We start from the raw sequence: 23,059 nt of genomic DNA on the forward strand, positions 1-23,059 counted from the left end.
GCCCGTGGCCGCCCAGCTCGATCTCTCGCCTTGCCCTTCCCCCATATGGTTGCCCGGTGGGCACACGCAAACCATATGGGGCGCAACGGTCGCGCGCTTTCATCATATTTCGTTCGTACGCGAACGGGTAGACACCCCCGATGGCGATTTTCTCGACTTCGACTGGACAGGCCCTGGCCTGTTCGCCGATAAAACCGCCGCCAATGTTCGCGTCCCGCGCGAGCCTGCTCTCGAGCATACCGCCGCCTATCGGTGGGCCGACCGCACCGACTGGCAAGCCCTTATGGGGCTCGAAGAAACACCGGCTTTAATACTGTTTCACGGCCTCGAAGGCAACAGCAACAGCCGTTACGCCCAATCAATCGCCCAGTACTTCCGGGGCCGGGGCTGGATTGTCGTCATCGCCCATTTTCGAGGGTGTTCAGGCTTTCCAAACCGCATGGCGCGAGCCTACTACTCGGGCGACACCGAAGATGTCGGTTTCATGCTCGATACCGTCAGGGCCCGCATTCCCAACGCTCATTGGCACGCCACAGGCGTCTCGCTCGGGGGCAATGCCATGCTTAAGTTTCTGGCCGAAAACCCCAACGCCAGCCATTGGGTCAATGCGGCAGCCGCCATCTCCGTCCCGCTCGACCTCGTTGCTGCGGGCGGCGCGTTATCCGACACGCCGGTTGGCAAGTGGGTGTATTCGCCCTATTTCCTGGCCTCAATGAAGCGAAAAATCGCCGAGAAAGCCCAACGTTTTCCTGGCAATATCGACACCCTGCGGCTTAATCACATCAAAACCATTCGCGACTTCGATGACATGTACACCGCGCCCATGCACGGTTACAAAAACGCCCTCGATTACTGGACGCGAGCATCTTCCAAGCCCCTGCTAAAGGCGCTGACAACACCCTCGCTCATCCTAAACGCGCGCAACGACCCCTTTGTTCCCGAAGCGTCGCTACCGGGCCCGAAAGAGTGTTCAGAACAAGTGTTGCTGCACCAACCCGCCGAGGGGGGGCACGTGGGGTTTATTACGGGGAAGTTTCCGGGCCACACCAGCTGGTTGCCCACGCGGCTATCCCGCTTCTTCGAGCGCAAGCAATAACGTCGCAACAGGCCTGGCCCAGCTGCGGGCTAGGGCTAGGCCGAGCCCTATCTAAACTGCTCTAGCAACTCACGATTGCGCCGAACCCGTTCTTGCAGGGTTCGGATTTCGACGTCAAGTTCAGACTGCACGTAGAAGTCTTGAGTCATGCCCCGCGCCTGCTGTAATTGCGACACCGCCGTGGGTAAAGCACCTGTTTTTTCGTAGAAGACGGCCATGGCGCGACGCGCCTGCACGGGCCGACCCATACGCTCGAGACTGAGCGCCTGCATCTGATAAAACCGGGGCTCGTCGGGCCATTTTTTAATCAGGCTGGTGAGCATTTGGACCGCTTTCTCGGGCTGGTTGTCGGCCTGCAATGCCCGTGCCACCACCATACCCAACGCCTGATTGTCGGGCCAGCGTTCGAACGCCTTGAGCGCGGCATCTACGGCCTTTTGATTATCGCCGCGCGACAAGGCAATATCGGCTTCGAGCCCGGCGATTTGGGGCGAATATATGCCGTCAGCCCGCGCATTCTGCAACGCCTTGGCGGCCTCATCAAGGTCTTTCCGCTGCCAGGCCAGATAGGCCAGGCCATACCATGCTGCTGCCTTGGGCACGCCAGTAGCCGACTGAGCGTCTTGCCGAAGCACCGCTTCGGTGTTGCGCAGCGCGAGCGAGTCGCGCGATTGGATAACACGCAGTTTTGCGCGTACAAACCAGTAGGCATCGGTATCGTTGCGCCGAACAGGCGGCAAGGCCCGCACGCGGTTTTCGATATCGGACATTCGCTGAATCGACAACGGGTGAGTGCTGGCATAACTGCCGCCCCCTGCCCCTTCGTTCAGCCGCGATGCCGTCCCCAAACGCTCGAACATTTGCACCATACCGACTGGGTCGTAGCCGGCGCGACGCAACATTTCTACGCCGGCGCGGTCGGCCTCTTGCTCGGCCATCCGCGAAAAGCCCAACTGGCGGTCGACCGCCGCCGCTTGGCCGAAGGCCGCAACACCTGCAGCGAGATCACCGGCACCGGCTATGGCGGCAAGTAAGGCCCCGGCGATGGAGGCCATGGCAATATGACTGGACTGATTGCTTTGTGTCATGCCACGGGCAACGTGGCGCTGATTGACGTGGCCGATTTCGTGCGCCACCACCGACGCCAGTTGCGACTCGTTGGTTGAGGCCACCACCAACCCACTGTTGATGCCAACGTAGCCCCCCGGCAGGGCAAATGCGTTAATCGAGGGATCGCGCACACCGAACACATCGATGGCTGCGCTACCCGCAGCCCCAGACAACTTGCGCCCCATATCATTCAGATACTGGGAAACATCGGGGTCGTCGATATAGGTTGGGTCGCGACGTCCTTGCTCCATGATGGCGTCGCCCAGCGTTTTTTCGAGGGCAGGAGACAATTCCGCCGACGAGGCGGACCCCATACTGGGCAACCCCATGGGCTGGGCCTGGCCGGCCACCGGTGCAAACAAAGCAAATACCAGAACCGCCGCGCCCGTGTACTTCATGTGCCTGCCACCCCCACAGCCGGCACAGCGGCCGACCTTATCTTGCCGGGTAACCGCCCTTTGCCCGACAGGCGCATCAGGGTACCCAACGCAAATAACAAACCAAAAACCTCGACGAAACCAGCCAAAATCCACATCGTCAGACCGCCTATGGCCTGGTCGGTAACTGCAGACATGCCCGGTATTGCGCGGCCACAGAGATCGAAAATAGGATATAGGTCGTATTCGGTGAACGTAATCACTGCGCCGACCACCATTTGCGGCACCATCGTAATGACCGGCGACAAAATACGTGCCCCCGGCGATAGTACAGCGGGCGGGCTTGGGCGACGATCAAGAATCAAATTCCAGTACAAGAACCCGCTAATGACCACGGACCAGTTCATGAAACGATACAGGCGCCAGTCGAGCATGGAATAAAACTGCACGCTGGGAATAAGCCAGATCACCACCAAGAACACGAACATGAACGGCACAAGAATTTTGTTCGTCAGCACGGCCTCGGTGAAGCGCCCCAAGGGGGTAAGGCGGAAATTTTTTAGCCAAAGCCGAAGCGGCATGGGCAACCCGGCGCGCATGACCTGACCGGGGTAAGCCCCCATGATAAGTAGCGGGCCTAGATGATGCAGCACGAGATGCTGCAAACGATGAGCAAAGAAAAGGCGCTCGGCGTAGTAGTCGATGCGGGTATGCAGCGACAAATACAACACCACAATACCCAACCAAAACAGCCATTGACGCGCCGCAGAAATGCGATGTTCGCGGGTACCACGGATGAACAGCACAATGCCCACCACAAACATGAGCACCAGTGCGGGAGAAAACTCCCAGGGCACAAGCCAGCCTAGGACATCCATGGACAACAACCCAAAAGCGAAAACACCCGCTAGTTTAAAACAATATGGCGATGATCACCCCAGCGCACATGACGCACACCGGCAACGGTAGTGAGGTCGCGCGCCTGCTTCATGAGCACGGGGCGCATTTCGGGGGAACAACTTACCGTGACACAGGCACTGACCAGTGCCGGATCGGCCGCTGCGCTGACCTGTACCGAGCCCACCTTAAGGCCTGCAGATTCGAAGTTTTTGTACAAGGTGCGCCGGACATCGGCCATGTGGTCACGCGCGCACACGACAGTAAGGCGCGAAGCGGCAGGCTTACGGCCACGAGCAGGCACCGACTGAACGCCCGCGCGACGAAGGAACAAATTGAACAAACGCATAACACCACCTTTCGTATGCCGCACAAAGCACACGCAAAGCATCTGACCAAACATGGCCAGGATTTAAAAAGTGGGTGGCGTAAAACCCGGGGACAACCCGGTTAGACATGCCACACCCTGCTGTATTACCCCAGGGCGTGACCAAGCTGAAAACCTGAAAACGCGCCTAGAGATCAATAAAATTGTCGATACACGATCGACTGTTACTGTCGCCAGAATCGGTATTCACCGCTTCAGCTCCTATAAAATGAAGAGACCGCCATTCTAACCTGCAGACCTGGGTTCAGACAAGACAGCCAGGCCTCTCAAAGATGACTTGGTCGATAATTTTGCAGCGTCACAACACCTCGTTGAATGATGCGCGAACGTCAATCAAAGCTGATAGCCGTCCAGCCAGCCCAGGGCGGTGTACACATGGACCACAGTTGCGGCAATCCCGAAAACGACAACCGTACCACCCAGAAACACGGTCAAAATAGCCACAAGCACCGGGCCCCAACCCGTTTGGGTCTGCAGCGACGAGCCCGGGTTGTAGCGGGCATCGAACCAGGCGTCTGGTTTCAGACTGAACACCAAGGCCTCGATGCACCCCGCCGCCATGGGAATAAAAAGCAGCAAAAATGCCGGGTTATCCCACCAGCTTGGAAAGGTTTGCGCGTAGGCCAGCAACCCCAGCGTTACCAGCGTGAACAACCACGCGTAGGGGCGACGCAAATACCACCAGTGGGCGCCAAACACACCCAGCACTGCCGCCAGCAGCGCTACAATGACCTTGCTGCGATGTTGCTTCATCTGCATTATTCCGAAGTTCAACCGAACGCCGATTGTATTAGAACCCTTCATGTCCCAACCCGATTTCGACCTGGTTATTATGGGCGCAGGCCCGGTTGGCAGCGCGCTGGCCCTGATGCTGGCCCGCTACTCCCCCGACCCTGCTCGTATCGCGCTCGTGGGCACCCAATTCTTTGCGACAGACACTTTAAACAGCCCCACCGACCCACGCACCATTGCCCTGAATCACGGCAGTCAAGTCGCTCTGCAGGCCCTCAACGCCTGGCCGAGTCGGTGCAGCCCCATCACAACGGTTCACGTTTCACAACGCCAGCGTTTAGGCCGCACCCTCGTTCAACACGACGATTTCGGCGTTCCCCAGTTGGGGTGCGTGGTCGCCTATCCCGACCTGCTGGTCGCGCTGCACGCGGCACTGGAAAAAAGCGGGGTCACCCGGCTTAAGTCCAGGCCCGTCACGCTTGCATTTGGCAACCCGGTCGAACTGCACCCCGATACCGGCCCGATAACCGCACACTTGGCGGTTCAATCAGACGGTGCGAAACCAAAAGGTATCGAGCGCAACTACGCACAGGCCGCGGTGCTGGCCACTGTCACCGCCTCCGAGCCCCGCCAGGGCTGGGCCTTCGAGCGCTTCACGCGTCAAGGCCCACTGGCTGTTTTGCCCCATCCGTCGGGCGAGGGCCACTATGGCGTCGTTTGGTGCTGCCATCCCGATCAGGCGCAAGCGCTCATGCACCTGGCTCCGGCCCAATTCAACGCCGCCCTGAATGACACCTTCGGGACGCGGCTGGGCCGGCTGACACTGAACGGCAATCGCCAGCAATTTCCGCTCGGCCTGAATGCAGGGCCGCTACGCACACATGCACGTGGGGTCGCCATTGGCAATGCCGCACAAACACTGCACCCGGTTGCCGGCCAGGGCCTTAACCTGGGCCTGCGCGATGCGTCACAACTGGCCCACGCCCTGCGGTTTTGGCTGGCCAACCCCTCGTCCGACCCTACGCCGCTGCTCGATACCTTTACCGGACAACGCCGCATCGACCGCTGGGCAACCGCCGCCATCACCGACGTCTTGCCTCGCATATTTGCCACAGGCAACCCGTTGGTGGAGCACGCCTGCGGCCTAGGGCTGCTGGCCATGGACTTAAGTCACACCCTGCGCACCCCGCTAGCCACGCACCTGCTGCAAGGCATACGCACGTAACATCTTGACGTCAGCCCCAATCCTAATTGGCGGTTAAAATCGACCCTATGCGTATCGGCCCCTGGACCTTCCCCAATCGTGTTTTTGTCGCCCCGATGGCCGGTGTCACCGACCGTCCGTATCGCCAATTGTGCAAGCGACTGGGCGCGGGGTATGCCGTATCCGAAATGGCGGCCAGCAACCCAAAGCTTTGGCACAGCGTCAAAACGTCGCGGCGCCTCAACCACGAAGGCGAGTCCACTCCCATTGCCGTGCAAATTGCGGGCGCCGATCCCGCCATGATGGCCGAAGCCGCCGTTTTTAATATTCAAAAAGGCGCGCACATCATCGATATCAATATGGGGTGCCCGGTCAAAAAAGTGTGCAACGTCGCATCGGGCTCAGCGCTATTGCGCCACGAAGCCCTGGTCGCCCAAATTCTTGAAAGCGTAGTGTCGGCATGCCGCCCGTACAACGTACCGGTAACGCTCAAAACCCGCACCGGCTGGGATGCCGAATCGCGTAACGCCCTGCACATTGCCCGTCTGGCACAAGATATCGGCATTGCCGCACTTACCCTGCACGGACGCACCCGCGCCGACCTATACAACGGCCAAGCCGAGTACGACACCATCAAGGCGGTCAAGCAAGTATTATCCATCCCCGTCATTGCCAACGGCGACATCGACAGCCCCGAAAAGGCCCGCTATGTACTTGATTACACCGGCGCCGACGCGGTCATGATCGGGCGGGCCGCCCAAGGGCGGCCCTGGATTTTCCGCGAAGTGGCCCATTACCTCGACACAGGCCGGCACCTCTCGCCCCCCACCTTTGGCGAGCTTCGTTCCTGCCTACTCGAGCACCTCGAAGACCACTATCGCTTCTATGGCGAATATACTGGCGTACGTTCGGCACGGAAACACATTGGCTGGTACCTCGCCGAACAGCCCGACAGCGCCGCGCTGCTAAGCCACATCAATCAAACTGAATCCACCCAGGCACAACTTGCCGCGGTCGCCCACTGGTTCGATCTGCATGCCCCCGACGATTTCATCCTGTCACCGGCAACATCCGAATCCGTACCCGCGCTGGCTGCCTGACCCAACCAAACCAATAACAGCAAAAATCTGTACACATGAACGACCTCAATCCACTGGAACAATGCGTGCGCGACAACCTCGAACGCTACTTTGCCGACCTGGGCGACTCTGAACCCGACAACATGCTGGCCATGGTCATTTCATGCGTCGAGCGCCCCGTGTTGCAAGTGGCCCTTGAACGCGCCAACGGCAACCAGTCGAAAGCCGCCGACATGCTGGGTATTACCCGCAGTACTTTGCGCAAGAAACTGCAAGCCCACAATCTGCAACCCTGATTTCCCACTTTATTTTTTGCTATCTCATGAAAACTCAAACCGCACTGCTTTCGGTTTCCGACAAGACCGGCATCGTCGACTTTGCCAAGGCGCTGGCCCAGCGTGGCGTCAAGCTGCTGTCTACCGGCGGCACCGCAAAACTGCTGGCTGACGCCGGTCTACCCGTTACCGAAGTCGCGCAACATACGGGTTCGCCGGAAATTCTCGACGGCCGCGTCAAAACCTTGCACCCAAAAATTCATGGCGGCCTGCTGGCCCGGCGCGACAGTGCAGAACACATGCAAACCATCGAAGCCCACGGCATCGATCGCATCGACCTGCTGGTGGTCAACCTGTACCCGTTTCGCGAAACCATTGCCAAACCAGACTGCACGTTTGCAGATGCGGTTGAGAACATCGACATCGGCGGGCCGGCCATGTTGCGCGCTGCCGCAAAAAATCATGGCACCCCCGAGGGCGGCGTAACCGTCGTCATCGACCCGGCCGACTATCCGCGTGTACTGGCCGATATTGACGGCCCGCAGGGCGAACCGGGCTACGCATTGCGCCTGGAACTGGCGGCCAAGGTATATGCTCACACAGCAGCCTACGACGGCGCCATCGCGGCCTACCTGACAAGCCTGACCGAAGCCGAGCCTGCGCAAGACGCTCAACCCGCCCGCGACACATGGCCTCGCACCCTAACGCTGCAGGTCAAACAGCACCAAGCACTACGTTACGGCGAGAACCCACACCAAACTGCAGCGTTTTATGTCGACCAGCCGGTTGGACAGGGTTTGCTGGGCAGCTACCGCCAATTGCAAGGCAAAGAACTCTCGTACAACAACATTGCCGATGCCGACGCCGCCTGGGAATGCGTTCGCAGCTTTACACAAAGCGCCTGCGTTATCGTCAAGCATGCCAACCCCTGCGGCGTGGCGGTAGGCGACACCCCTGAAGCCGCTTACCAGCAGGCGTATAAAACCGATCCTACCTCAGCATTTGGCGGCATCATTGCGTTCAACCGTCCGGTCGACGAAGCCTGCGCGCAAGCGATTACCTCGCAGCAGTTCGTCGAGGTCTTGCTGGCACCCGCCTATACCCCAGAAGCACTCGTCGTATTCGCGGCCAAGAAAAACGTTCGCGTTCTGGAAATCCCAGCCGGCGAAGCTCACAACGCACTCGACATCAAACGCGTCGGCGGCGGCTGGCTGGTACAAAATCCTGACGACTTCCAGGTCGACCCAGCCATGCTCAAGGTCGTCACCACCAAGCAGCCCTCTGCACAACAAATGCAAGACCTGATGTTTGCCTGGAAGGTCGCCAAGTACGTCAAATCCAATGCCATCATCTTTACGGGCAATGGCATGACCTTGGGCATCGGCGCCGGACAAATGAGCCGTATCGACTCGGCGCGCATCGCCGCCATCAAGGCCGACAATGCCGGGCTCAGCCTGCAAGGCTCAGCCGTCGCGTCCGACGCCTTCTTCCCTTTCCGTGATGGTCTTGATGTAGTCGTTGATGCCGGCGCCACCTGCGTCATACAGCCCGGTGGCAGCGTACGCGACGACGAAGTCATCGCCGCCGCAAACGAGCGCGGCATCGTCATGGTCTTCACGGGTACACGTCACTTCCGCCACTAATGCGGATTCTCGGCATTGACCCGGGCCTCAGGCGCACCGGCTTTGGCATTATCGATGTCCAGGGCATGCGCCTGACCTACGTCGGCAGCGGCACCATTGTGGTGCCCACCGACCAACCCCTGGCCCGGCGCCTCAAAACCATCCTCGATAACGTACGCGAAGTCGTCGAAGTCCACCAGCCCACGGTGTCGGCCCTCGAGAAAGTGTTCGTCAACACCAACCCCACGTCAACATTGTTGCTGGGTCAGGCTCGCGGGGCAGCCATGTGTGCGCTGGCTGACCACAATCTCGATGTACACGAATACACTGCGCTACAAATAAAAAAGTCAGTGGTAGGTAATGGGCATGCCGCCAAAGAACAGGTGCAAGCCATGGTGCAGCACTTACTGAAACTCAGTGGCCTGCCCTCGCCCGACTCGGCCGACGCGCTGGCCTGCGCCATTTGCCACGCCCACGTCGGCCCGCTCACCGAGAAACTCAAGACATCGGGCGCGCTGGGCAGCCTGGGCGGTACCCGCCTGCGCGGCGGACGCCTTGTGTAAACCCTCTATAAACGCCCCCTTGCAGGAAACCGCAACATGATCGGACGCATTACCGGCACCCTTATCGAAAAATCCCCGCCAACCGTGTGCATTGACGTCGGCGGTGTGGGCTACGAAATCGATGTCCCGATGAGCACGCTCTACAACCTGCCTGACACCGGGGCCAAAGCCACTTTGTTCACCCACCTGGCGGTGCGCGAAGATGCCCATATCCTATACGGGTTCAACTCAGCTCAAGAACGCGCTACCTTTCGCGCGCTCATCAAAGTTACAGGCATTGGGGCGCGCACGGCGCTGGCAGTGCTGTCGGGGATGACCTCTGAAGAACTGGCCGACGCCATTACCCGGCAAGAAACAGGACGTCTGACGCGGGTGCCAGGCATTGGCAAGAAAACAGCCGAACGACTGCTGCTCGAGCTCAAGGGCAAAATCGGCGCCGACTTGCCGGCCGGCCAGCCCGGTCAACCCGCATCCAGCCGCGACGACATCGTCAACGCGTTGCTGTCACTGGGCTACTCTTCCGCCGAATCGCAGGCGGCACTCAAAACGCTGCCTGCCGATGTTGACGTCGCCGAAGGCATCCGTCTGGCCCTCAAGTCTTTGTCGCGTTAGACTGCAGCCTTATTGTTGGGTAACTGTTTATGGCCATTCAATCCGACGCCCTGACCGGCAACGCTCCGCAACGCATTGTCAGCCCGCAAACCAGCTCGCCGGGCGAAGACTCTATTGAACGGGCCTTGCGCCCCAAGCTGCTGGCCGAGTACGTGGGTCAGCACAGCGCACGCGAACAGCTTGAAATTTTTATTGCCGCGGCACGCAAACGCGGCGAAGCGCTTGACCACGTGCTGCTGTTCGGCCCTCCAGGCTTGGGCAAGACCACCCTGGCTCATATTGTCGCCCACGAAATGGGCGTGCAACTGCGCCAAACTTCGGGTCCCGTTCTTGAGCGCCCGGGCGACCTGGCCGCATTACTGACCAACCTTGAAAAAAACGATGTCTTGTTCATCGACGAAATTCATCGCTTGTCGCCCGTTGTTGAAGAAATCCTGTACCCCGCCCTCGAAGACTTCCAGATCGATATTTTGATCGGCGAGGGGCCGGCTGCACGCAGCGTAAAAATCGACCTGCAACCTTTTACGCTCGTGGGCGCAACAACACGCGCCGGCATGCTGACCAACCCATTGCGCGACCGCTTCGGCATTGTCTCAAGACTTGAGTTCTACAACGTCACAGACCTGACCCATATTGTGACGCGCAGCGCCAACCTGCTTAATGTCAGCATTACCCCCGACGGCGCCACCGAAATCGCGCGACGCGCGCGCGGTACGCCGCGTATTGCCAACCGGCTGCTGCGCCGGGTACGCGACTATGCCGAGGTCAAGTCGAATGGCGTTATCAACGAACAAACCGCGGGTGCTGCACTGGCCATGCTCGACGTCGACCCGCAAGGCCTCGACCTGATGGACCGCAAGCTGCTGGACGCGATTATTCACAAGTTTGATGGCGGCCCAGTGGGTGTAGATAGCCTGGCTGCGGCTATCGGCGAAGAGCGCGACACCATTGAAGACGTAATCGAACCGTATCTGATACAGCACGGCTACCTGCAGCGCACCCCGCGTGGTCGCATGGCAACGCACACGACCTGGCGGCACCTGGGGCTGACGCCCCCGAGTGCCGCAGGTAATACGCCCGATTTATTTTCCTAGTCAATCAACCCAGAAAAAGCAGAGCGTCCGAAGAACTAGTCGTTATGGCAGTTCTTCATTTTGCCGGTGCCAACGCTGCGCCAATATCGAGCTGACGATGAGCTGCAACAAATGAAAAATCATCAACGGCAAAACCATGACCCCAGCCACCGATGAGGTAAACAAAACCTGTGCCATCGGCACCCCGCTGGCCAGGCTTTTCTGGGCACCGCCAAAGATCGCGGTGATTTGATCTTTGCGCCCAAAACCAAACACTTTGGCGAGGGTATGCACAAAAACCATAGCCAAAGCAAGAAACACCAAACTAATAACAACTAAACCGGCGACCATAGACGCCGATATCTGTTGCCAGATACCGCCGATAACCGCTGCGCTGAAGGCACTATAAATAACAAGCAGAATCGACCCGCGATCTATAAATGACAGCGCCTTGCCTGCCTTGCGAAAGGCATTATCAAAATAGGGCCGCAAAATATGACCAGCAATGAACGGCAACATAAGTTGCGCGAAGATGCTGGCAACGGAGTCAATAGGCGACGCTGCTCCCGTCGTCGGTGTGATAAGACCATTCACCAAAAAAGGCGTAATGACGATACCCAGCAGCGTAGAGGCCGACGCGCCGCAAACCGCCGCCGGAACATTGCCACGCGCAATACCTGTCAGGGCAACCGCCGACTGCACAGTAGCTGGCAGCATGCACATGTAGAGCACCCCAAGATAAAGCTCATCGTTGATCAGCGGCAACAGCAAAGGCTTCAAAGCGAAACCCATCACAGGAAAGAATACGAAAGTGCAAGACAGTATCAGCGCGTGTAAACGCCAATGCGTCAGACCGTCGATGATGGCCTGACGTGACAACTTGGCCCCGTGCAAAAAAAACAGCAAGGCAATCGCAACTGTCGTGACATGTTTCAGGACAACGGCAAAACTGCCATAGGCCGGCAGCACGCTGGCCAGCACGACGGTGCCAACCAACATAAAAGTGTAAGTATCGGGAAGAAAAGGTATTCGTTTCATGAGAGGTATTAAATTCAGCGTCAAGAGTCAGACCGGCTGCGTGAGACCCACGCAACGCAAGACCTCTTCTCCGTAGGCATCGCGCTTACGTACGCCGACGCCGCTGATATGCCCCAGCTCTTCAAGGGTTTGCGGGCAGGCCAGCGCCAGTTCGCGCAGCGTGGCGTCGTGAAAAATAACGTAGGCTGGGACGCCATGGCTACGCGCCACCTCGGCACGCCAGGCTCGCAGGTTTTCAAAGCGCTGTTGCGCCTCGGGCGGCAAGTCGGGCTGCGCAATACGCGGCTTGGCCACGCGTGATTGCCGCGCAGCCTTTTCGGCTTCACGCCGAAACATCAGCATGATTTCACCTTTTAGAACGGGGCGACTGGCATCCGTGAGCGCAAGGGTGCCATAACCCTCGTGATCGACCGCCAATATATTCATGGCCAATAACTGGCGCAACACGCCGCGCCAAGCCTGTTCCGACAAGTCGTTACCCACGCCGAATACGGTCAGGGTCTCATGCTGATTCTGACGGACGCGATCAGTAAGTTTGCCGCGCAAAATGTCAATTAAATGCCCGCCCCCAAAACGCTGGTTTCGTTCGCGCCACAAACGGTAAACGGCCGACAGCATTTTTTGTGCGGCCACTGTGCCATCCCAGGCCTGCGGCGGCTCCAGGCAAGTATCACAGTTACCGCAGGGTTCGATCTGCTGATCAAAATACGCTAGCAAGCGCTGACGCCGGCAATTGACCGTTTCGCACAAACCCAGCATGGCATCGAGCTGTTGCCCCAGTCGTCGCTTGAATGCCGTATCTCCAGGCGACTCATCGATCATGCGGCGTTGCTGCATGACGTCTTGCAAGCCATAAGCAAGCCACGCCGTAGCCGGTGCACCGTCGCGCCCAGCCCGGCCGGTTTCCTGATAGTAGCCTTCGACAGACTTGGGCATATCGATATGAGCGACAAACCGCACATCAGGCTTGTCGATGCCCATGCCAAAAGCAATGGTTGCCACCATGACAATGCCGTCTTCACGCAGAAAGCGGGCCTGGTTCTCGGCGCGCTGCGTGGCGCTTAACCCGGCGTGATAGGGCAAAGCCTGTACACCCTGGCGGCACAGGAAATCGGCGGTTTCTTCGACCTTGGCACGCGACAGCGCATACACCACGCCACAATCACCGTCATGCTCGGTCTGAATAAAATTGAGCAACTGACGACGCACCTCGCTTTTTTCAACAATGCGATAGCAAATATTGGGGCGATCGAAACTGGAGACAAACTGCTGTGCACCGTCGAGCTGTAAGCGATGTACGATTTCGTGCCGGGTGGCGGTCGTGGCGGTGGCCGTCAAGGCAATGCGCGGCACTTCAGGCCAGCGTTCGGCCAGCACCGACAACCCGAGATACTCGGGCCGGAAGTCGTGTCCCCATTGCGAAACGCAGTGGGCTTCGTCAATAGCGAACAGCGCCACTTTGCCGCGCGACAACATGTCGAGACAACGATCGCTCAGCAAGCGCTCGGGCGCGACATACAGCAGGTCGATTTGGCCCGACTGAAACGCCTGTTCGACCTGACGCGCCTCGCGCCAATCGAGCGTGGAATTCAAAAATGCAGCCCGCACGCCCAGCTCGAGCAACGCATCGACCTGATCTTGCATGAGCGCGATAAGAGGCGACACGACCACACCCACACCAGGCCGGACCAAGGCGGGAATCTGATAGCACAGTGACTTACCGCCCCCGGTAGGCATGAGCACCAAGGCATCGCCACCGGCGACGACATGTTCAATAATGGCTTGCTGATTGCCCCGGAAGGCGTCGTAACCAAAAACCTGCTGAAGGGTATCGAGGGGGTCGGGGCTGAAGGACATCACGACATTTTAGTATGAAGAGCCGTTTCAGTTTATTTCGAAGCGCTTGCCCACTGCTGCCCGATCGCGCAAACTTCAGGCTATGGAAAAACCGCTTACCAAAGTGCTGGTCGTCGACGACGACCCCGCCCTGCGCCAACTGCTGGCCGACTACCTCAACCGGCACCACTACGACACCCTGCTGGCGCCCGACAGTCGCGACCTCGAAATGCGCATTGAACGCTATTCGCCCGACCTGATCGTGCTTGACCGCATGCTCCCTCACGGCGATGGCGCGGATGCCTGTCGCCGCTTGCGTCAACAGGGGGAAGACATTCCGGTCATTTTGCTGACGGGCAAAGATGAAACCGTCGACCGCATCATCGGCCTTGAAGCCGGCGCCGACGATTACCTGGGCAAGCCCTTTGACCCGCGCGAGCTGCTGGCGCGCATCGAGGCCGTATTACGGCGCAAAAAAGGCGCCTCGGCCCTGGTCAAAGAACAAGCTGTCGAATTCGGACCGTTCCGCTTCGACCCGGTACTGCGCCAGCTCTTCAAAGATGACGAGGTCATCAAACTCACCGGCGGCGAAGTCAACCTGTTAGAAGCGCTGATACGTAACCCGGGCAAGCCCTTGTCGCGCGAGCGCCTGCTCGCCCTGGCACGCGACGACGACGAAGGCGAACGTAACGACCGTGCCATTGACATTGCCGTACTGCGCCTGCGCCGCGCCATTGAAGACGACCCCAAACAGCCGCGCTGGATCCAAACGGTATGGGGTATTGGCTATCGGTTCTCGCCATAATGGCCGGCTTTAAAAACAAACTCGGCATACTGGTGCCGCGTTCGCTCAGCGCGCGCCTAATTCTGCTTACGTTGGGTACTTTACTCGTGGTTCAGGCAGCCACTTTGGCCACGGTCGCTCATTTCAGGCAAAAATTTACCGAACAAGTCACGGTCGAAGTCACGGCAACAACCATCCGTACCTTGCGCCAATCGCTCGCCAAAGTACCGGCGGCAGAGCGGGCCGAGTTTGTTCGCCAGGCCTCGCGTAACGAATGGCGGCTATGGTCACGCACATTGCCGGCCAACGCACAACTCGAGCGCCGCATTCGGCGCGACAACGACGCCGGACACCAACGCCCTGGGGCCACGCCGCCAAAACCCCCGCCAGACAACGACTTGCGCCGCGAACTACGCTATTTTGTCGATGCCCTCAACGCACGGCTCGATGATGGCACTCGTGTCGGGCTGTCACGCGGGCCGGTGCCGCGCCTCTACATTTCGCTGGCACCCAACGAAAACCCCGAAAGCAACGCCCAAGAATGGTTGGTCATTCCGTTGGATCAACTGGCCCCCCCCGTAAGCACGCCAGCGATTCTGGCCTGGCTGGGCGGCATGGGCCTACTGCTTCTTGTGGCTGCCGCTTTTTCATGGCATATCACCCGACCACTTACACGGCTATCGCGAGCGGCTGACCAATTGGCCGCCGGCAAACCACAGCGGGTTGAACCCGCCGGGCCAACGGAAACACGTCGCCTGGGCGAACGCTTCAACGCGATGCTCGATACGCTGGCAGAGTCCGATGCTGTCCGACGGACGTTGTTGGCCGGGCTGCCTCACGACTTGAAAGGCCCGCTGGCCCGCATGCGGCTACGCGCCGAAATGCTCGACAGTACCGACGCGCAAGAAGGCTTTCGTAAAGACATTCACGATATGCAGCGCATCATCGACCAGTTCATCGGGTTTGTACGCGGCACCGATTTAAGCACGTACACCTTTGCCACGCTTGACCTGCGCCACTGGCTTGAAGAGCAAATCAGTGCCTGGGAAAGCGCCGGGAGCGATGTGCACATGATCGCGCTGCCAGACACCGAAGTCATGATCAATGCGGATCGTACAGCCCTGGCCCGACTCATCGACAACCTCGTCACCAACGCCCTTAACCACGCCACGCCACCTGTCGAGGTTTCGCTGTCAGTCACCCAGCACCACGCCGTAATCACCATTACCGACCATGGCAAAGGCATCGATCCAGAGCGCCGCGCCGAGGCGTTGCGACCTTTTTCGCGGCTGGATGACGCCCGAACCCTGACGGGGTCAGTCGGGTTGGGGCTGGCATTATCGGACGCGATTGTGAAAGCCCATCAGGGCACCATGAAGTTGGGCGAAGCTGCGTCGGGCGGGCTGGCCATAACAATCAGCCTGCCGTTGCTTTCAGGCGGGCAAACTAAAGCCTGAACTGCGGCGGCTTGGGTGCCTTGGAAAGACCAAACATGCGCCAGTACACCCAGATATTGAATACCAGCGCAACCGGCAAAGCCACGACAACGGCAGCCAAGATAAGACGTAAAGTTTCAACCGACGCCGCGCCGTCCCAGACCGTAATGTCGTCGAGCACCAGATAAGGGAAGAAACTGTACCCCAGACCACCTAGCGTGATCAGAAAGACCAATAGCGTCATGACGAACGGGAGCGCAGTCACTCGATGGCTGTACTGGATGGTACGTTGCAAGCTCATTTCGATGGTCATGAAACTGACCAGCGTAAACACCCAAAGCCCGACAACGACTGTCCATTGAGGGCCATCGCTCCAGCGCAAAAACACGCCCGTGTTCGCAAAAGCCAATACTAACGAGACCGCCACCGAACCGGCCGCTGCCCATCGCACCGACTGCCGCCCCCACCAGGCGGCACGAATACGCAACTCACCTGGCTCGCGCATGATGAGCCAGGTTGCACCCAGCAAACTGTAGGCCGCAATAGCGCAAGCCCCGACAAAAACCGCATAGCCAAAATAACCGGTACCTGGCTCGTAACCCACGACAATGCGCCCGAGCAAAAACCCGTGTGCAAAAGCCGTTAACCAGGAACCCCACGCAAAGGCCAATGACCAACGGTTTTGCAAATGCACGGGCGCACGCAGACGCAGTTCGAATGCAGCAGAGCGCACCATAACACCGATGGCCAGCAACGCCATGGGTAGGTACAAGGCCTGCATGACGGGCCCCCAAGCGTTAGGGAAGGCCGTCAGAAAAAGCCCCATGCCCAAGATCAGCCAAAATTCGTTGGCGTCGCGCCACGGACTCAGCAACGCAAGCATACGCGGCCGTAATTCGGCCGCAGCAAACGGTACTAGACAACCCACCCCGATGTCGAAGCCATCGAGGACAGTACCCGCCACAATAATGGCGTAAAACACCGCCATGAACACCAGCGGCATCCAGAATTCGGGCGCATGAGCCTCGATGCCCAACAAAGCAACCAGTGTGTCGATCATGCCCGCCCCCTACGCCGCGCCACAGGCACGACGCCATAACGTACTGAGTAATTCAGCAACTGAATAAAGCCGGCCAGCAACAGCACGTACACGACCCCGTAGGCCAGTGTGGTGGCAAACAAGACATCGTTGCTTTCGGAGACGGCCACTTCAGCCAACGTCACCGTACCGTACACCGCAAAAGGGGCCTGCCCCAGCCACACATGGACCATGAACAAGCCTAACAATGCCCAGCCCACGTAACGGCAAGCGGATAAACCACGGCGCCATCCCTGGGGCAGCGCCGTGAGCTCGAAAGCATGGCGACGCAAATAAAGCAGCGTCAACCAACTGAAGAAAAACACGCCGCCCGCCAAAATTACCAATAGCCGCCAAGACCAGAAAGTGAGTGCCACCGGAGCATGCATGCCTGCGAACTTGTCGAGCCCCAACGACACACCGATTTCATCAACCCCCAGCCAAGGTCGCGCCAGATCGGGCAGGACCACTGAAAAAAGATTGCGTACACCGGATTCGCTGGGCCACGCCAGGAGCGGAAGGTCGGGCGCGGAACCCGAGACCCAATAGGCTGCAGTTGCTGCAGCCTTGGCTGGCTGGTTTACAGCGACCTGCACGCCATACAAAGCCAGCAGCACAAACAACACCACACTGCCCGCCGCCGCCAGGCCAAGGCCGGTTTGAAAAACACTACGATCAGTATCGTCGACGGTGTGATGCAACGAGTGTCTCGCCGTCACGCCCATCATGAGGAACCCCGCGACCAACGCCGAGATCACCAACGCCAACCCAAGAAAAGATGGGAAAAAGGGGTTAAAAATCAAGGCGTACCAGTCAACCACACGGTACAGACCATCGGAGAACTCGGCGCCCGTCGGCGACTGCATCCAGGACATCAGCACCATGGCCCAGGCCAACGCCAGGGTCAGGCCTATGGCAACCAGCACAACCATGACGGTATGCAGCGTATCGGACATGCGACGCTGTCCAAACAACATGGCGCCCAAAAAGCATGATTTGAAGACAAAGGTTGTGATAATGACGGCAGCCATTAGCGGGCCGGCCACATTACCCATTTTGCCCATAAGACCGGGCCAGACACTGCCCAATTGCACCAGTACAGGCACACCAGCGGCCATAACCAATATGGCTGTCAGGGCAAATACCCTGACCCAAAACCGGTAGGCGGCCACATAACGCGACTGAACCCCGCCCCTGGCACGCAGCTTGAAAAAAACCAGTACCCAGGCCAGCCCGACCTGTGTCAAAAGAAACAGCCCCAGAAAACCCAGACTGAAAAAAAACTGGAGCTGGGACAACCAAAGTGGTGAGTTCGTCATGATTTGCCAAAGTTGGACGCCACATAATGCTAACCGCGGACGGGTAGACAGGCAAATAGTGCAGAACGTGGCAAAATGCTTCTTTTGTATTGCTCTCTTGTATCGCACGTTCGTGCCCCCTTCTATGTCGACCGAATCCAGCTCACCTGCCCCCTCAAATTTTCTGCGCACTATTATCGAAAACGATCTGGCAAGCCATCGCTTTGCCGACAAACGTTGGGCCGGCAAACCCGGTCCTGCCGCCGTGCAGCAGCAAGGCGAGCCCGACGTCGCCAAGATACGCACGCGCTTCCCGCCCGAGCCCAACGGCTACTTGCATATTGGGCATGCCAAAAGCATTTGCCTTAACTTTGGTCTGGCGCGCGATTACCAGGGGGCATGCCACCTGCGTTTCGACGACACCAACCCCGAAAAAGAAGATGACGAGTACGTGCGCGCCATCATCGACACCGTTCAATGGCTAGGCTTCAACTGGGAACACAACGGCGAAACCAATCTTTATTTCGCCAGCGACTATTTCGAAACCATGTACGGTTTCGCGCAAGCCCTGATTCGCGGCGGCTATGCCTACGTCGATGAACAAAGCCCCGACGAAATGCGCGCCACGCGCGGCACACTGACCGAAAAAGGCACAAACTCGCCCTGGCGAGACCGCCCCGCCGACGAATCACTGCAATTGCTGCAAGAAATGCGCGATGGCAAACATCCCGACGGCAGCATGGCCCTGCGTGCAAAAATCGATATGTCCTCGCCCAACATGAATATGCGCGACCCGGTGCTTTACCGCATCCGCCATGCGCATCACCATCGTACGGGTGATGCCTGGTGCATTTACCCCATGTACACGTGGGCGCACCCCGTCGAAGACGCCCTCGAGGGCATCACTCACAGCATTTGCACCCTCGAATTCGAAGACCAACGGCCCTTCTACGACTGGATTCTTGCGCGCCTCGTCGAACTTGGACAATTGGCCGAGCCCCTGCCACACCAGTACGAGTTTGCGCGTCTGAACCTGAGCTACGTTGTCACCAGCAAACGCAAGTTGCTTCAGTTGGTGCGTGAAGGGCACGTTGCGGGCTGGGACGACCCCCGTATGCCTACATTGGCGGGTTTGCGCCGACGCGGCTATACGCCAGCGGCTATTCGTCTGTTCTGCGAACGTCTAGGCGTATCCAAGGCCGATTCCCGCATCGACTACAGTATCCTCGAGCAAGCCCTGCGCGACGACCTCGACCCCATCGCCGATCGTGGTGTGGCCGTTCTCGACCCGCTCAAACTGGTGATTACCAACTACCCAGAAGGCCAGACTGAACTGTGCCACGCGCCTCTTAACCCGCATGAACCCGAGGGTGGTCAGCGTGAGTTTCCCTTCAGCCGCGAACTCTGGATCGAACGCGACGACTTCCGCGAAGACCCGCCCAAAAAGTACTTCCGTCTTTTCCCAGGCAACACAGTGCGGCTCAAGTATGGCTATATCGTCACCTGCACCGGCTGCGTCAAAGACGAGAACGGCAACATTACCGAGGTCCATGCCGAATACCTGCCCGACACAAAAAGCGGTACCCCCGGTTCGTCGGCCGTCAAAGTCAAAGGCAATATCACCTGGGTCAGCGCCGCACACGCCATCCCGGCCGAAATCAGGCTCTACGATCGCCTGTTTTCCGACCCGCACCCCGACGCGGGCGACAAGGACTTCCTGGCGGCCATTAACCCCGACTCATTCCAGGTCGTCCAAGGCTGGCTCGAACCCGGCACGGTAGCTTCACCCGACAAAATCTGGCAATTCGAACGTTTGGGGTACTTTGTGGCCGACCGGGTCGACTCGACCCCCGAAAAGCCCGTGCTGAACCGTGCCGTTACGCTGCGCGATACCTGGGTTTGAGGTGCTTTGCTGTGACTGACTCGCCCCATAAAAAAAGCCCGCTGGCACTCGACTTCAAAAGCGCTACGCTTTACGCCGTACGCGTTGTATTGCATAGCGCCGATTTGTCCGAACTACTGGCCTCGCTTGACCAGCGTATGGCCGACGCGGGCAGCTTCTTCGAAAACGAAGCGGTCGTCATCGATGCACAAGGACTGAACGACGCTGTCGACTGGCCAACCTTGATCAGTGCGCTACGCAAACACCAACTGCGGCCGATCGGGGTCATGGCCAACGACAGCAACCTCGAACAGGCCCGCCAATGCGGCCTCGAGCCCGTCGACTTGTCCAGCGCACCCGTACGTTCAACCGCACCGACCGAGACTACTCCGCCGCCTATCGTCGCCAAACCTGCTGCGCCATCGGCCACGACCAAAACGGGCTCAGCATCGGCCAAAGCCGAACCCGCCAGCCCAACGTCAAAAGCCAGCCCAGCTAACGCTCCCGTCAACGCTCAACGCGCGCCAGCCCAATCCGGCGACACCGAGCCAACAAGTACCGGCAACCAACCAGTTGCCGCCATGGTCATCAACCGCCCTTTGCGGTCGGGCCAGCGCATCTATGCTCGCGGCACCGACCTGATCGTCATCGGCATGGTCAGCCAAGGCGCCGAGGTTATCGCCGACGGCAACATCCACGTTTACGGCCCCCTGCGGGGTAAGGCCATGGCGGGTGCCCGTGGCGATACCAGCGCCAAAATATTCACCACCCAGCTCAACCCCGAACTGCTCGCCGTCGCTGGCGTGTATCGCGTGGTCGAATCGGCGCTTGATCCAGCTTTGGCGAACCAGCCCGCCATCGTCCAGCTCGACGGCGAAACTTTACAGATTGTGCCGCTTGGTACAAAAGGGTAGGCGCCGCTGCCATGTGGCGGCGGTTTTGCATTACGATTACGTGATTCACAAAAACACTTAAGGGATTGATATCGTCATGGCGCGAATTGTTGTAGTAACTTCCGGCAAAGGCGGTGTGGGGAAAACAACCACCAGTGCCAGCTTTTCTTCTGGCCTGGCCATGCGGGGGCATAAAACCGTCGTTATCGACTTCGACGTCGGCCTGCGCAACCTCGACCTCATCATGGGTTGCGAGCGGCGGGTGGTGTATGACTTTGTCAATGTCATCCAGGGCGAAGCAACACTCAAGCAAGCGCTCATTCGCGACAAGCAACTTGAAAACCTTTACATTTTGCCGGCGTCACAAACGCGCGACAAAGACGCCTTGACCAAAGAAGGCGTTGAGAAAACTCTGAACGACCTGAAAGACATGGGTTTCGAATACATTGTCTGCGATTCACCCGCAGGTATCGAAACTGGCGCGCTGATGGCGTCTTATTTTGCAGACGATGCCATCGTCGTTACCAACCCTGAAGTCTCCTCGGTACGCGACTCTGACCGCATTCTGGGCATTTTGTCGTCCAAATCGCACCGCGCCATTCACAGCGACGAGCCCATCAAAGAATACTTGCTGCTTACCCGCTATAACCCCAAGCGTGTGGTCGACGGCGAGATGCTGTCTTTGCAAGACATCGAAGACATCTTGCGCATCAAACTCATCGGCGTTATTCCCGAATCTGAAATGGTATTGCAGGCCTCGAACCAAGGCGTGCCCGCCATTCACATGCGTGATAGCGATGTGTCGCTGGCCTACCAAGATGTGGTGGCACGCTATCTGGGCGAAGAAAAGCCGCTACGGTTCATCGACTACGAAAAACCCGGGCTTTTGAAGCGCCTGTTCGGGGGTAAGTGATATGTCTTTCTTGTCTTTCCTGCTGGGCCAAAAGAAAACATCCGCTAGTGTGGCCAAAGACCGGCTGCAGCTTATTCTTATTAACGAACGCGGCGGCGACAGCAAGGCGCCCGACTTCTTGCCAGAACTGCAAAGAGAGCTGCTCCAGGTCATCTCGAAGTACGTGCAAATTAATCCGGACGACATCAAGGTCAACGTCGACCGGCACGATTCGCTCGAAGTGCTCGAAGTCAAAATCGAAATGCCGCAAGTCGAAGCGCGACGAGTTTAAGCGCCTTACTCATGCAACGGCCACCATTTTTCGGTGGCCGTTTTTTTGATCATGCTGCACTGATCGGCGGCGCACTGGCCGCCGGCATCGCACGACCCCTGCGGGGCTACCCATCGGCCAAACGCCGCGCGAGGCGATTGCGGAACTCACGGGATTGATCAGCGCCGGGTTGTCGTAATGCCACCGTTTGCCCTTTATGGCGTGCCGTCCATCATCCTTTGTCCAGAATCTTATCTTCGGCTTCTGTCTATAAGCCATCTCGTAGCATTGATCACTCGGGCAGGTTTTGACCGGGATATCAAGCACTCGCGTTTAACCGTGCTCAATCAACGACATTTATTGAGGTACGAATATGCCATTACGTTGGTGCAGGTTTGGCCTGGGTGGGCCCAAGGGCTTGAGCACGCCGTCGAACGGGCGTTGACCGAGGATGCAAGTGCGCGACTGTTTGAGCCGGCGCTTTCGACCCATCGGGTCGTGCCGGCGAGTTTCGCGCACGCCTCGGGCAGCGTTCGTTTGACGGGTAGCCCCGCAGGGGCCGTGCGATGCCCCGCCGGGCCTGCCCAGGCCAAACCGGCACCCACAAGCACTCAAACCAACAC

At 58.6% G+C, this 23,059-nt stretch carries 22 protein-coding genes; 14 read left to right on the forward strand and 8 right to left on the reverse strand.

Annotation, left to right across the window (positions count from 1 at the left end):
• Positions 1–4: 4 nt before the first annotated feature.
• Positions 5–1,096 carry a YheT family hydrolase gene (locus tag PuT2_RS01430; RefSeq protein WP_093969242.1) on the forward strand — a complete coding sequence of 364 codons (1,092 nt, stop codon included), beginning with the start codon at positions 5–7 and terminating at the stop codon, positions 1,094–1,096.
• Between the two features lie 47 nt (positions 1,097–1,143).
• On the opposite strand, the gene PuT2_RS01435 is transcribed toward PuT2_RS01430, so the two are convergent.
• The 4 genes from PuT2_RS01435 to PuT2_RS01450 all read right to left on the reverse strand — a co-directional run bounded on the left by PuT2_RS01435 (position 1,144) and on the right by PuT2_RS01450 (position 4,621).
• The gene (locus PuT2_RS01435; RefSeq protein ID WP_254046910.1) at positions 1,144–2,604 is read right to left on the reverse strand and encodes a M48 family metalloprotease; all 1,461 of its coding nucleotides are present in this window, start codon (positions 2,602–2,604) and stop codon (positions 1,144–1,146) included.
• Positions 2,601–3,470, reverse strand: a complete 870-nt coding sequence (locus tag PuT2_RS01440) for a cytochrome c oxidase assembly protein (RefSeq protein ID WP_173862494.1) — start codon at positions 3,468–3,470, stop codon at positions 2,601–2,603. Before PuT2_RS01440 ends, PuT2_RS01435 begins: the two co-directional genes overlap by 4 nt.
• A gap of 20 nt (positions 3,471–3,490) precedes the next feature.
• Positions 3,491–3,829 carry a hypothetical protein gene (locus tag PuT2_RS01445; RefSeq protein ID WP_093969244.1) on the reverse strand — a complete coding sequence of 113 codons (339 nt, stop codon included), beginning with the start codon at positions 3,827–3,829 and terminating at the stop codon, positions 3,491–3,493.
• Positions 3,830–4,201: 372 nt separating this feature from the next.
• Positions 4,202–4,621 (reverse strand): NINE protein, encoded by a 420-nt coding sequence (locus PuT2_RS01450; RefSeq protein ID WP_233574903.1) that lies wholly within the window; start codon positions 4,619–4,621, stop codon positions 4,202–4,204.
• A gap of 49 nt (positions 4,622–4,670) precedes the next feature.
• Here PuT2_RS01450 and PuT2_RS01455 point away from each other — a divergent pair, with 49 nt between their 5' ends.
• The 7 genes from PuT2_RS01455 to ruvB are packed head-to-tail and all read left to right on the forward strand — an operon-like array spanning position 4,671 to position 11,049.
• Positions 4,671–5,825 carry an FAD-dependent monooxygenase gene (locus PuT2_RS01455; protein WP_093969246.1) on the forward strand — a complete coding sequence of 385 codons (1,155 nt, stop codon included), beginning with the start codon at positions 4,671–4,673 and terminating at the stop codon, positions 5,823–5,825.
• A 47-nt stretch (positions 5,826–5,872) separates the two neighbouring features.
• Entirely contained in the window at positions 5,873–6,904 is a 1,032-nt protein-coding gene (dusB, locus tag PuT2_RS01460; protein WP_093969247.1) for a tRNA dihydrouridine synthase DusB, read from the forward strand.
• 35 nt (positions 6,905–6,939) lie between these two features.
• On the forward strand, positions 6,940–7,179 hold the full coding sequence (locus PuT2_RS01465; RefSeq protein ID WP_093969248.1) for a helix-turn-helix domain-containing protein: 240 nt from the start codon (positions 6,940–6,942) through the stop codon (positions 7,177–7,179).
• A gap of 26 nt (positions 7,180–7,205) precedes the next feature.
• A complete protein-coding gene (gene purH, locus PuT2_RS01470) occupies positions 7,206–8,801 on the forward strand; it encodes a bifunctional phosphoribosylaminoimidazolecarboxamide formyltransferase/IMP cyclohydrolase (protein ID WP_093969249.1) in 1,596 nt (531 codons plus the stop codon).
• The gene (gene ruvC, locus PuT2_RS01475) at positions 8,801–9,343 is read left to right on the forward strand and encodes a crossover junction endodeoxyribonuclease RuvC (protein ID WP_093969250.1); all 543 of its coding nucleotides are present in this window, start codon (positions 8,801–8,803) and stop codon (positions 9,341–9,343) included. Before purH ends, ruvC begins: the two co-directional genes overlap by 1 nt.
• Positions 9,344–9,379: 36 nt before the next feature.
• The gene (ruvA, locus tag PuT2_RS01480; protein WP_093969251.1) at positions 9,380–9,955 is read left to right on the forward strand and encodes a Holliday junction branch migration protein RuvA; all 576 of its coding nucleotides are present in this window, start codon (positions 9,380–9,382) and stop codon (positions 9,953–9,955) included.
• A gap of 29 nt (positions 9,956–9,984) precedes the next feature.
• Positions 9,985–11,049 (forward strand): Holliday junction branch migration DNA helicase RuvB, encoded by a 1,065-nt coding sequence (gene ruvB / locus PuT2_RS01485; RefSeq protein WP_093969252.1) that lies wholly within the window; start codon positions 9,985–9,987, stop codon positions 11,047–11,049.
• A gap of 42 nt (positions 11,050–11,091) precedes the next feature.
• Here ruvB and PuT2_RS01490 read toward each other — a convergent pair whose 3' ends face one another.
• Both PuT2_RS01490 and recQ read right to left on the reverse strand, forming a co-directional pair.
• The gene (locus PuT2_RS01490) at positions 11,092–12,066 is read right to left on the reverse strand and encodes a bile acid:sodium symporter family protein (RefSeq protein ID WP_093969253.1); all 975 of its coding nucleotides are present in this window, start codon (positions 12,064–12,066) and stop codon (positions 11,092–11,094) included.
• Between the two features lie 27 nt (positions 12,067–12,093).
• Positions 12,094–13,923: a DNA helicase RecQ gene (recQ, locus tag PuT2_RS01495; protein WP_093969254.1), complete on the reverse strand. Its 1,830-nt coding sequence runs from the start codon at positions 13,921–13,923 to the stop codon at positions 12,094–12,096.
• A gap of 82 nt (positions 13,924–14,005) precedes the next feature.
• On the opposite strand from recQ, the gene PuT2_RS01500 reads away from it, so the two are divergent.
• Both PuT2_RS01500 and PuT2_RS01505 read left to right on the forward strand, forming a co-directional pair.
• Positions 14,006–14,707, forward strand: a complete 702-nt coding sequence (locus tag PuT2_RS01500) for a response regulator (RefSeq protein WP_093969255.1) — start codon at positions 14,006–14,008, stop codon at positions 14,705–14,707.
• Positions 14,707–16,143, forward strand: a complete 1,437-nt coding sequence (locus tag PuT2_RS01505; RefSeq protein ID WP_093969256.1) for an ATP-binding protein — start codon at positions 14,707–14,709, stop codon at positions 16,141–16,143. Before PuT2_RS01500 ends, PuT2_RS01505 begins: the two co-directional genes overlap by 1 nt.
• Here PuT2_RS01505 and PuT2_RS01510 read toward each other — a convergent pair.
• On the reverse strand, positions 16,133–17,182 hold the full coding sequence (locus PuT2_RS01510) for a cytochrome d ubiquinol oxidase subunit II (protein ID WP_093969257.1): 1,050 nt from the start codon (positions 17,180–17,182) through the stop codon (positions 16,133–16,135). The genes PuT2_RS01505 and PuT2_RS01510 overlap by 11 nt on opposite strands.
• Positions 17,179–18,519 (reverse strand): cytochrome ubiquinol oxidase subunit I, encoded by a 1,341-nt coding sequence (locus PuT2_RS01515; RefSeq protein ID WP_093969258.1) that lies wholly within the window; start codon positions 18,517–18,519, stop codon positions 17,179–17,181. Before PuT2_RS01515 ends, PuT2_RS01510 begins: the two co-directional genes overlap by 4 nt.
• 124 nt (positions 18,520–18,643) lie before the next feature.
• Here PuT2_RS01515 and PuT2_RS01520 point away from each other — a divergent pair, with 124 nt between their 5' ends.
• The 4 genes from PuT2_RS01520 to minE all read left to right on the forward strand — a co-directional run bounded on the left by PuT2_RS01520 (position 18,644) and on the right by minE (position 22,457).
• Positions 18,644–20,401 (forward strand): glutamine--tRNA ligase/YqeY domain fusion protein, encoded by a 1,758-nt coding sequence (locus PuT2_RS01520; RefSeq protein ID WP_093969569.1) that lies wholly within the window; start codon positions 18,644–18,646, stop codon positions 20,399–20,401.
• An 11-nt stretch (positions 20,402–20,412) separates the two neighbouring features.
• Entirely contained in the window at positions 20,413–21,294 is an 882-nt protein-coding gene (gene minC, locus PuT2_RS01525) for a septum site-determining protein MinC (RefSeq protein ID WP_173862495.1), read from the forward strand.
• Between the two features lie 76 nt (positions 21,295–21,370).
• Complete coding sequence (gene minD, locus PuT2_RS01530) at positions 21,371–22,186, forward strand: septum site-determining protein MinD (RefSeq protein ID WP_093969259.1); 816 nt, start codon at positions 21,371–21,373, stop codon at positions 22,184–22,186.
• A gap of 1 nt (position 22,187) precedes the next feature.
• Positions 22,188–22,457: a cell division topological specificity factor MinE gene (gene minE, locus PuT2_RS01535; protein ID WP_093969260.1), complete on the forward strand. Its 270-nt coding sequence runs from the start codon at positions 22,188–22,190 to the stop codon at positions 22,455–22,457.
• Positions 22,458–23,059: the final 602 nt, after the last annotated feature.

This window comes from Pusillimonas sp. T2 (genome assembly GCF_002236805.1).
In the GTDB taxonomy this organism is placed as follows: domain Bacteria; phylum Pseudomonadota; class Gammaproteobacteria; order Burkholderiales; family Burkholderiaceae_B; genus Neopusillimonas.

Excerpts from the sequence above, each read along its gene's own strand:
- PuT2_RS01510 (WP_093969257.1), bottom strand. The coding sequence starts at position 17,182 with ATGATCGACACACTGGTTGCTTTGTTGGGCATCGAGGCTCATGCGCCC.
- purH (WP_093969249.1), top strand. The coding sequence starts at position 7,206 with ATGAAAACTCAAACCGCACTGCTTTCGGTTTCCGACAAGACCGGCATC.
- PuT2_RS01455 (WP_093969246.1), top strand. The coding sequence starts at position 4,671 with ATGTCCCAACCCGATTTCGACCTGGTTATTATGGGCGCAGGCCCGGTT.
- PuT2_RS01515 (WP_093969258.1), bottom strand. The coding sequence starts at position 18,519 with ATGACGAACTCACCACTTTGGTTGTCCCAGCTCCAGTTTTTTTTCAGT.
- PuT2_RS01465 (WP_093969248.1), top strand. The coding sequence starts at position 6,940 with ATGAACGACCTCAATCCACTGGAACAATGCGTGCGCGACAACCTCGAA.
- PuT2_RS01490 (WP_093969253.1), bottom strand. The coding sequence starts at position 12,066 with ATGAAACGAATACCTTTTCTTCCCGATACTTACACTTTTATGTTGGTT.
- PuT2_RS01450 (WP_233574903.1), bottom strand. The coding sequence starts at position 4,621 with ATGAAGCAACATCGCAGCAAGGTCATTGTAGCGCTGCTGGCGGCAGTG.
- PuT2_RS01500 (WP_093969255.1), top strand. The coding sequence starts at position 14,006 with ATGGAAAAACCGCTTACCAAAGTGCTGGTCGTCGACGACGACCCCGCC.
- ruvC (WP_093969250.1), top strand. The coding sequence starts at position 8,801 with ATGCGGATTCTCGGCATTGACCCGGGCCTCAGGCGCACCGGCTTTGGC.
- PuT2_RS01445 (WP_093969244.1), bottom strand. The coding sequence starts at position 3,829 with ATGCGTTTGTTCAATTTGTTCCTTCGTCGCGCGGGCGTTCAGTCGGTG.
- recQ (WP_093969254.1), bottom strand. The coding sequence starts at position 13,923 with ATGTCCTTCAGCCCCGACCCCCTCGATACCCTTCAGCAGGTTTTTGGT.
- minD (WP_093969259.1), top strand. The coding sequence starts at position 21,371 with ATGGCGCGAATTGTTGTAGTAACTTCCGGCAAAGGCGGTGTGGGGAAA.
- ruvB (WP_093969252.1), top strand. The coding sequence starts at position 9,985 with ATGGCCATTCAATCCGACGCCCTGACCGGCAACGCTCCGCAACGCATT.
- PuT2_RS01435 (WP_254046910.1), bottom strand. The coding sequence starts at position 2,604 with ATGAAGTACACGGGCGCGGCGGTTCTGGTATTTGCTTTGTTTGCACCG.
- minE (WP_093969260.1), top strand. The coding sequence starts at position 22,188 with ATGTCTTTCTTGTCTTTCCTGCTGGGCCAAAAGAAAACATCCGCTAGT.
- dusB (WP_093969247.1), top strand. The coding sequence starts at position 5,873 with ATGCGTATCGGCCCCTGGACCTTCCCCAATCGTGTTTTTGTCGCCCCG.
- PuT2_RS01520 (WP_093969569.1), top strand. The coding sequence starts at position 18,644 with ATGTCGACCGAATCCAGCTCACCTGCCCCCTCAAATTTTCTGCGCACT.
- PuT2_RS01505 (WP_093969256.1), top strand. The coding sequence starts at position 14,707 with ATGGCCGGCTTTAAAAACAAACTCGGCATACTGGTGCCGCGTTCGCTC.
- ruvA (WP_093969251.1), top strand. The coding sequence starts at position 9,380 with ATGATCGGACGCATTACCGGCACCCTTATCGAAAAATCCCCGCCAACC.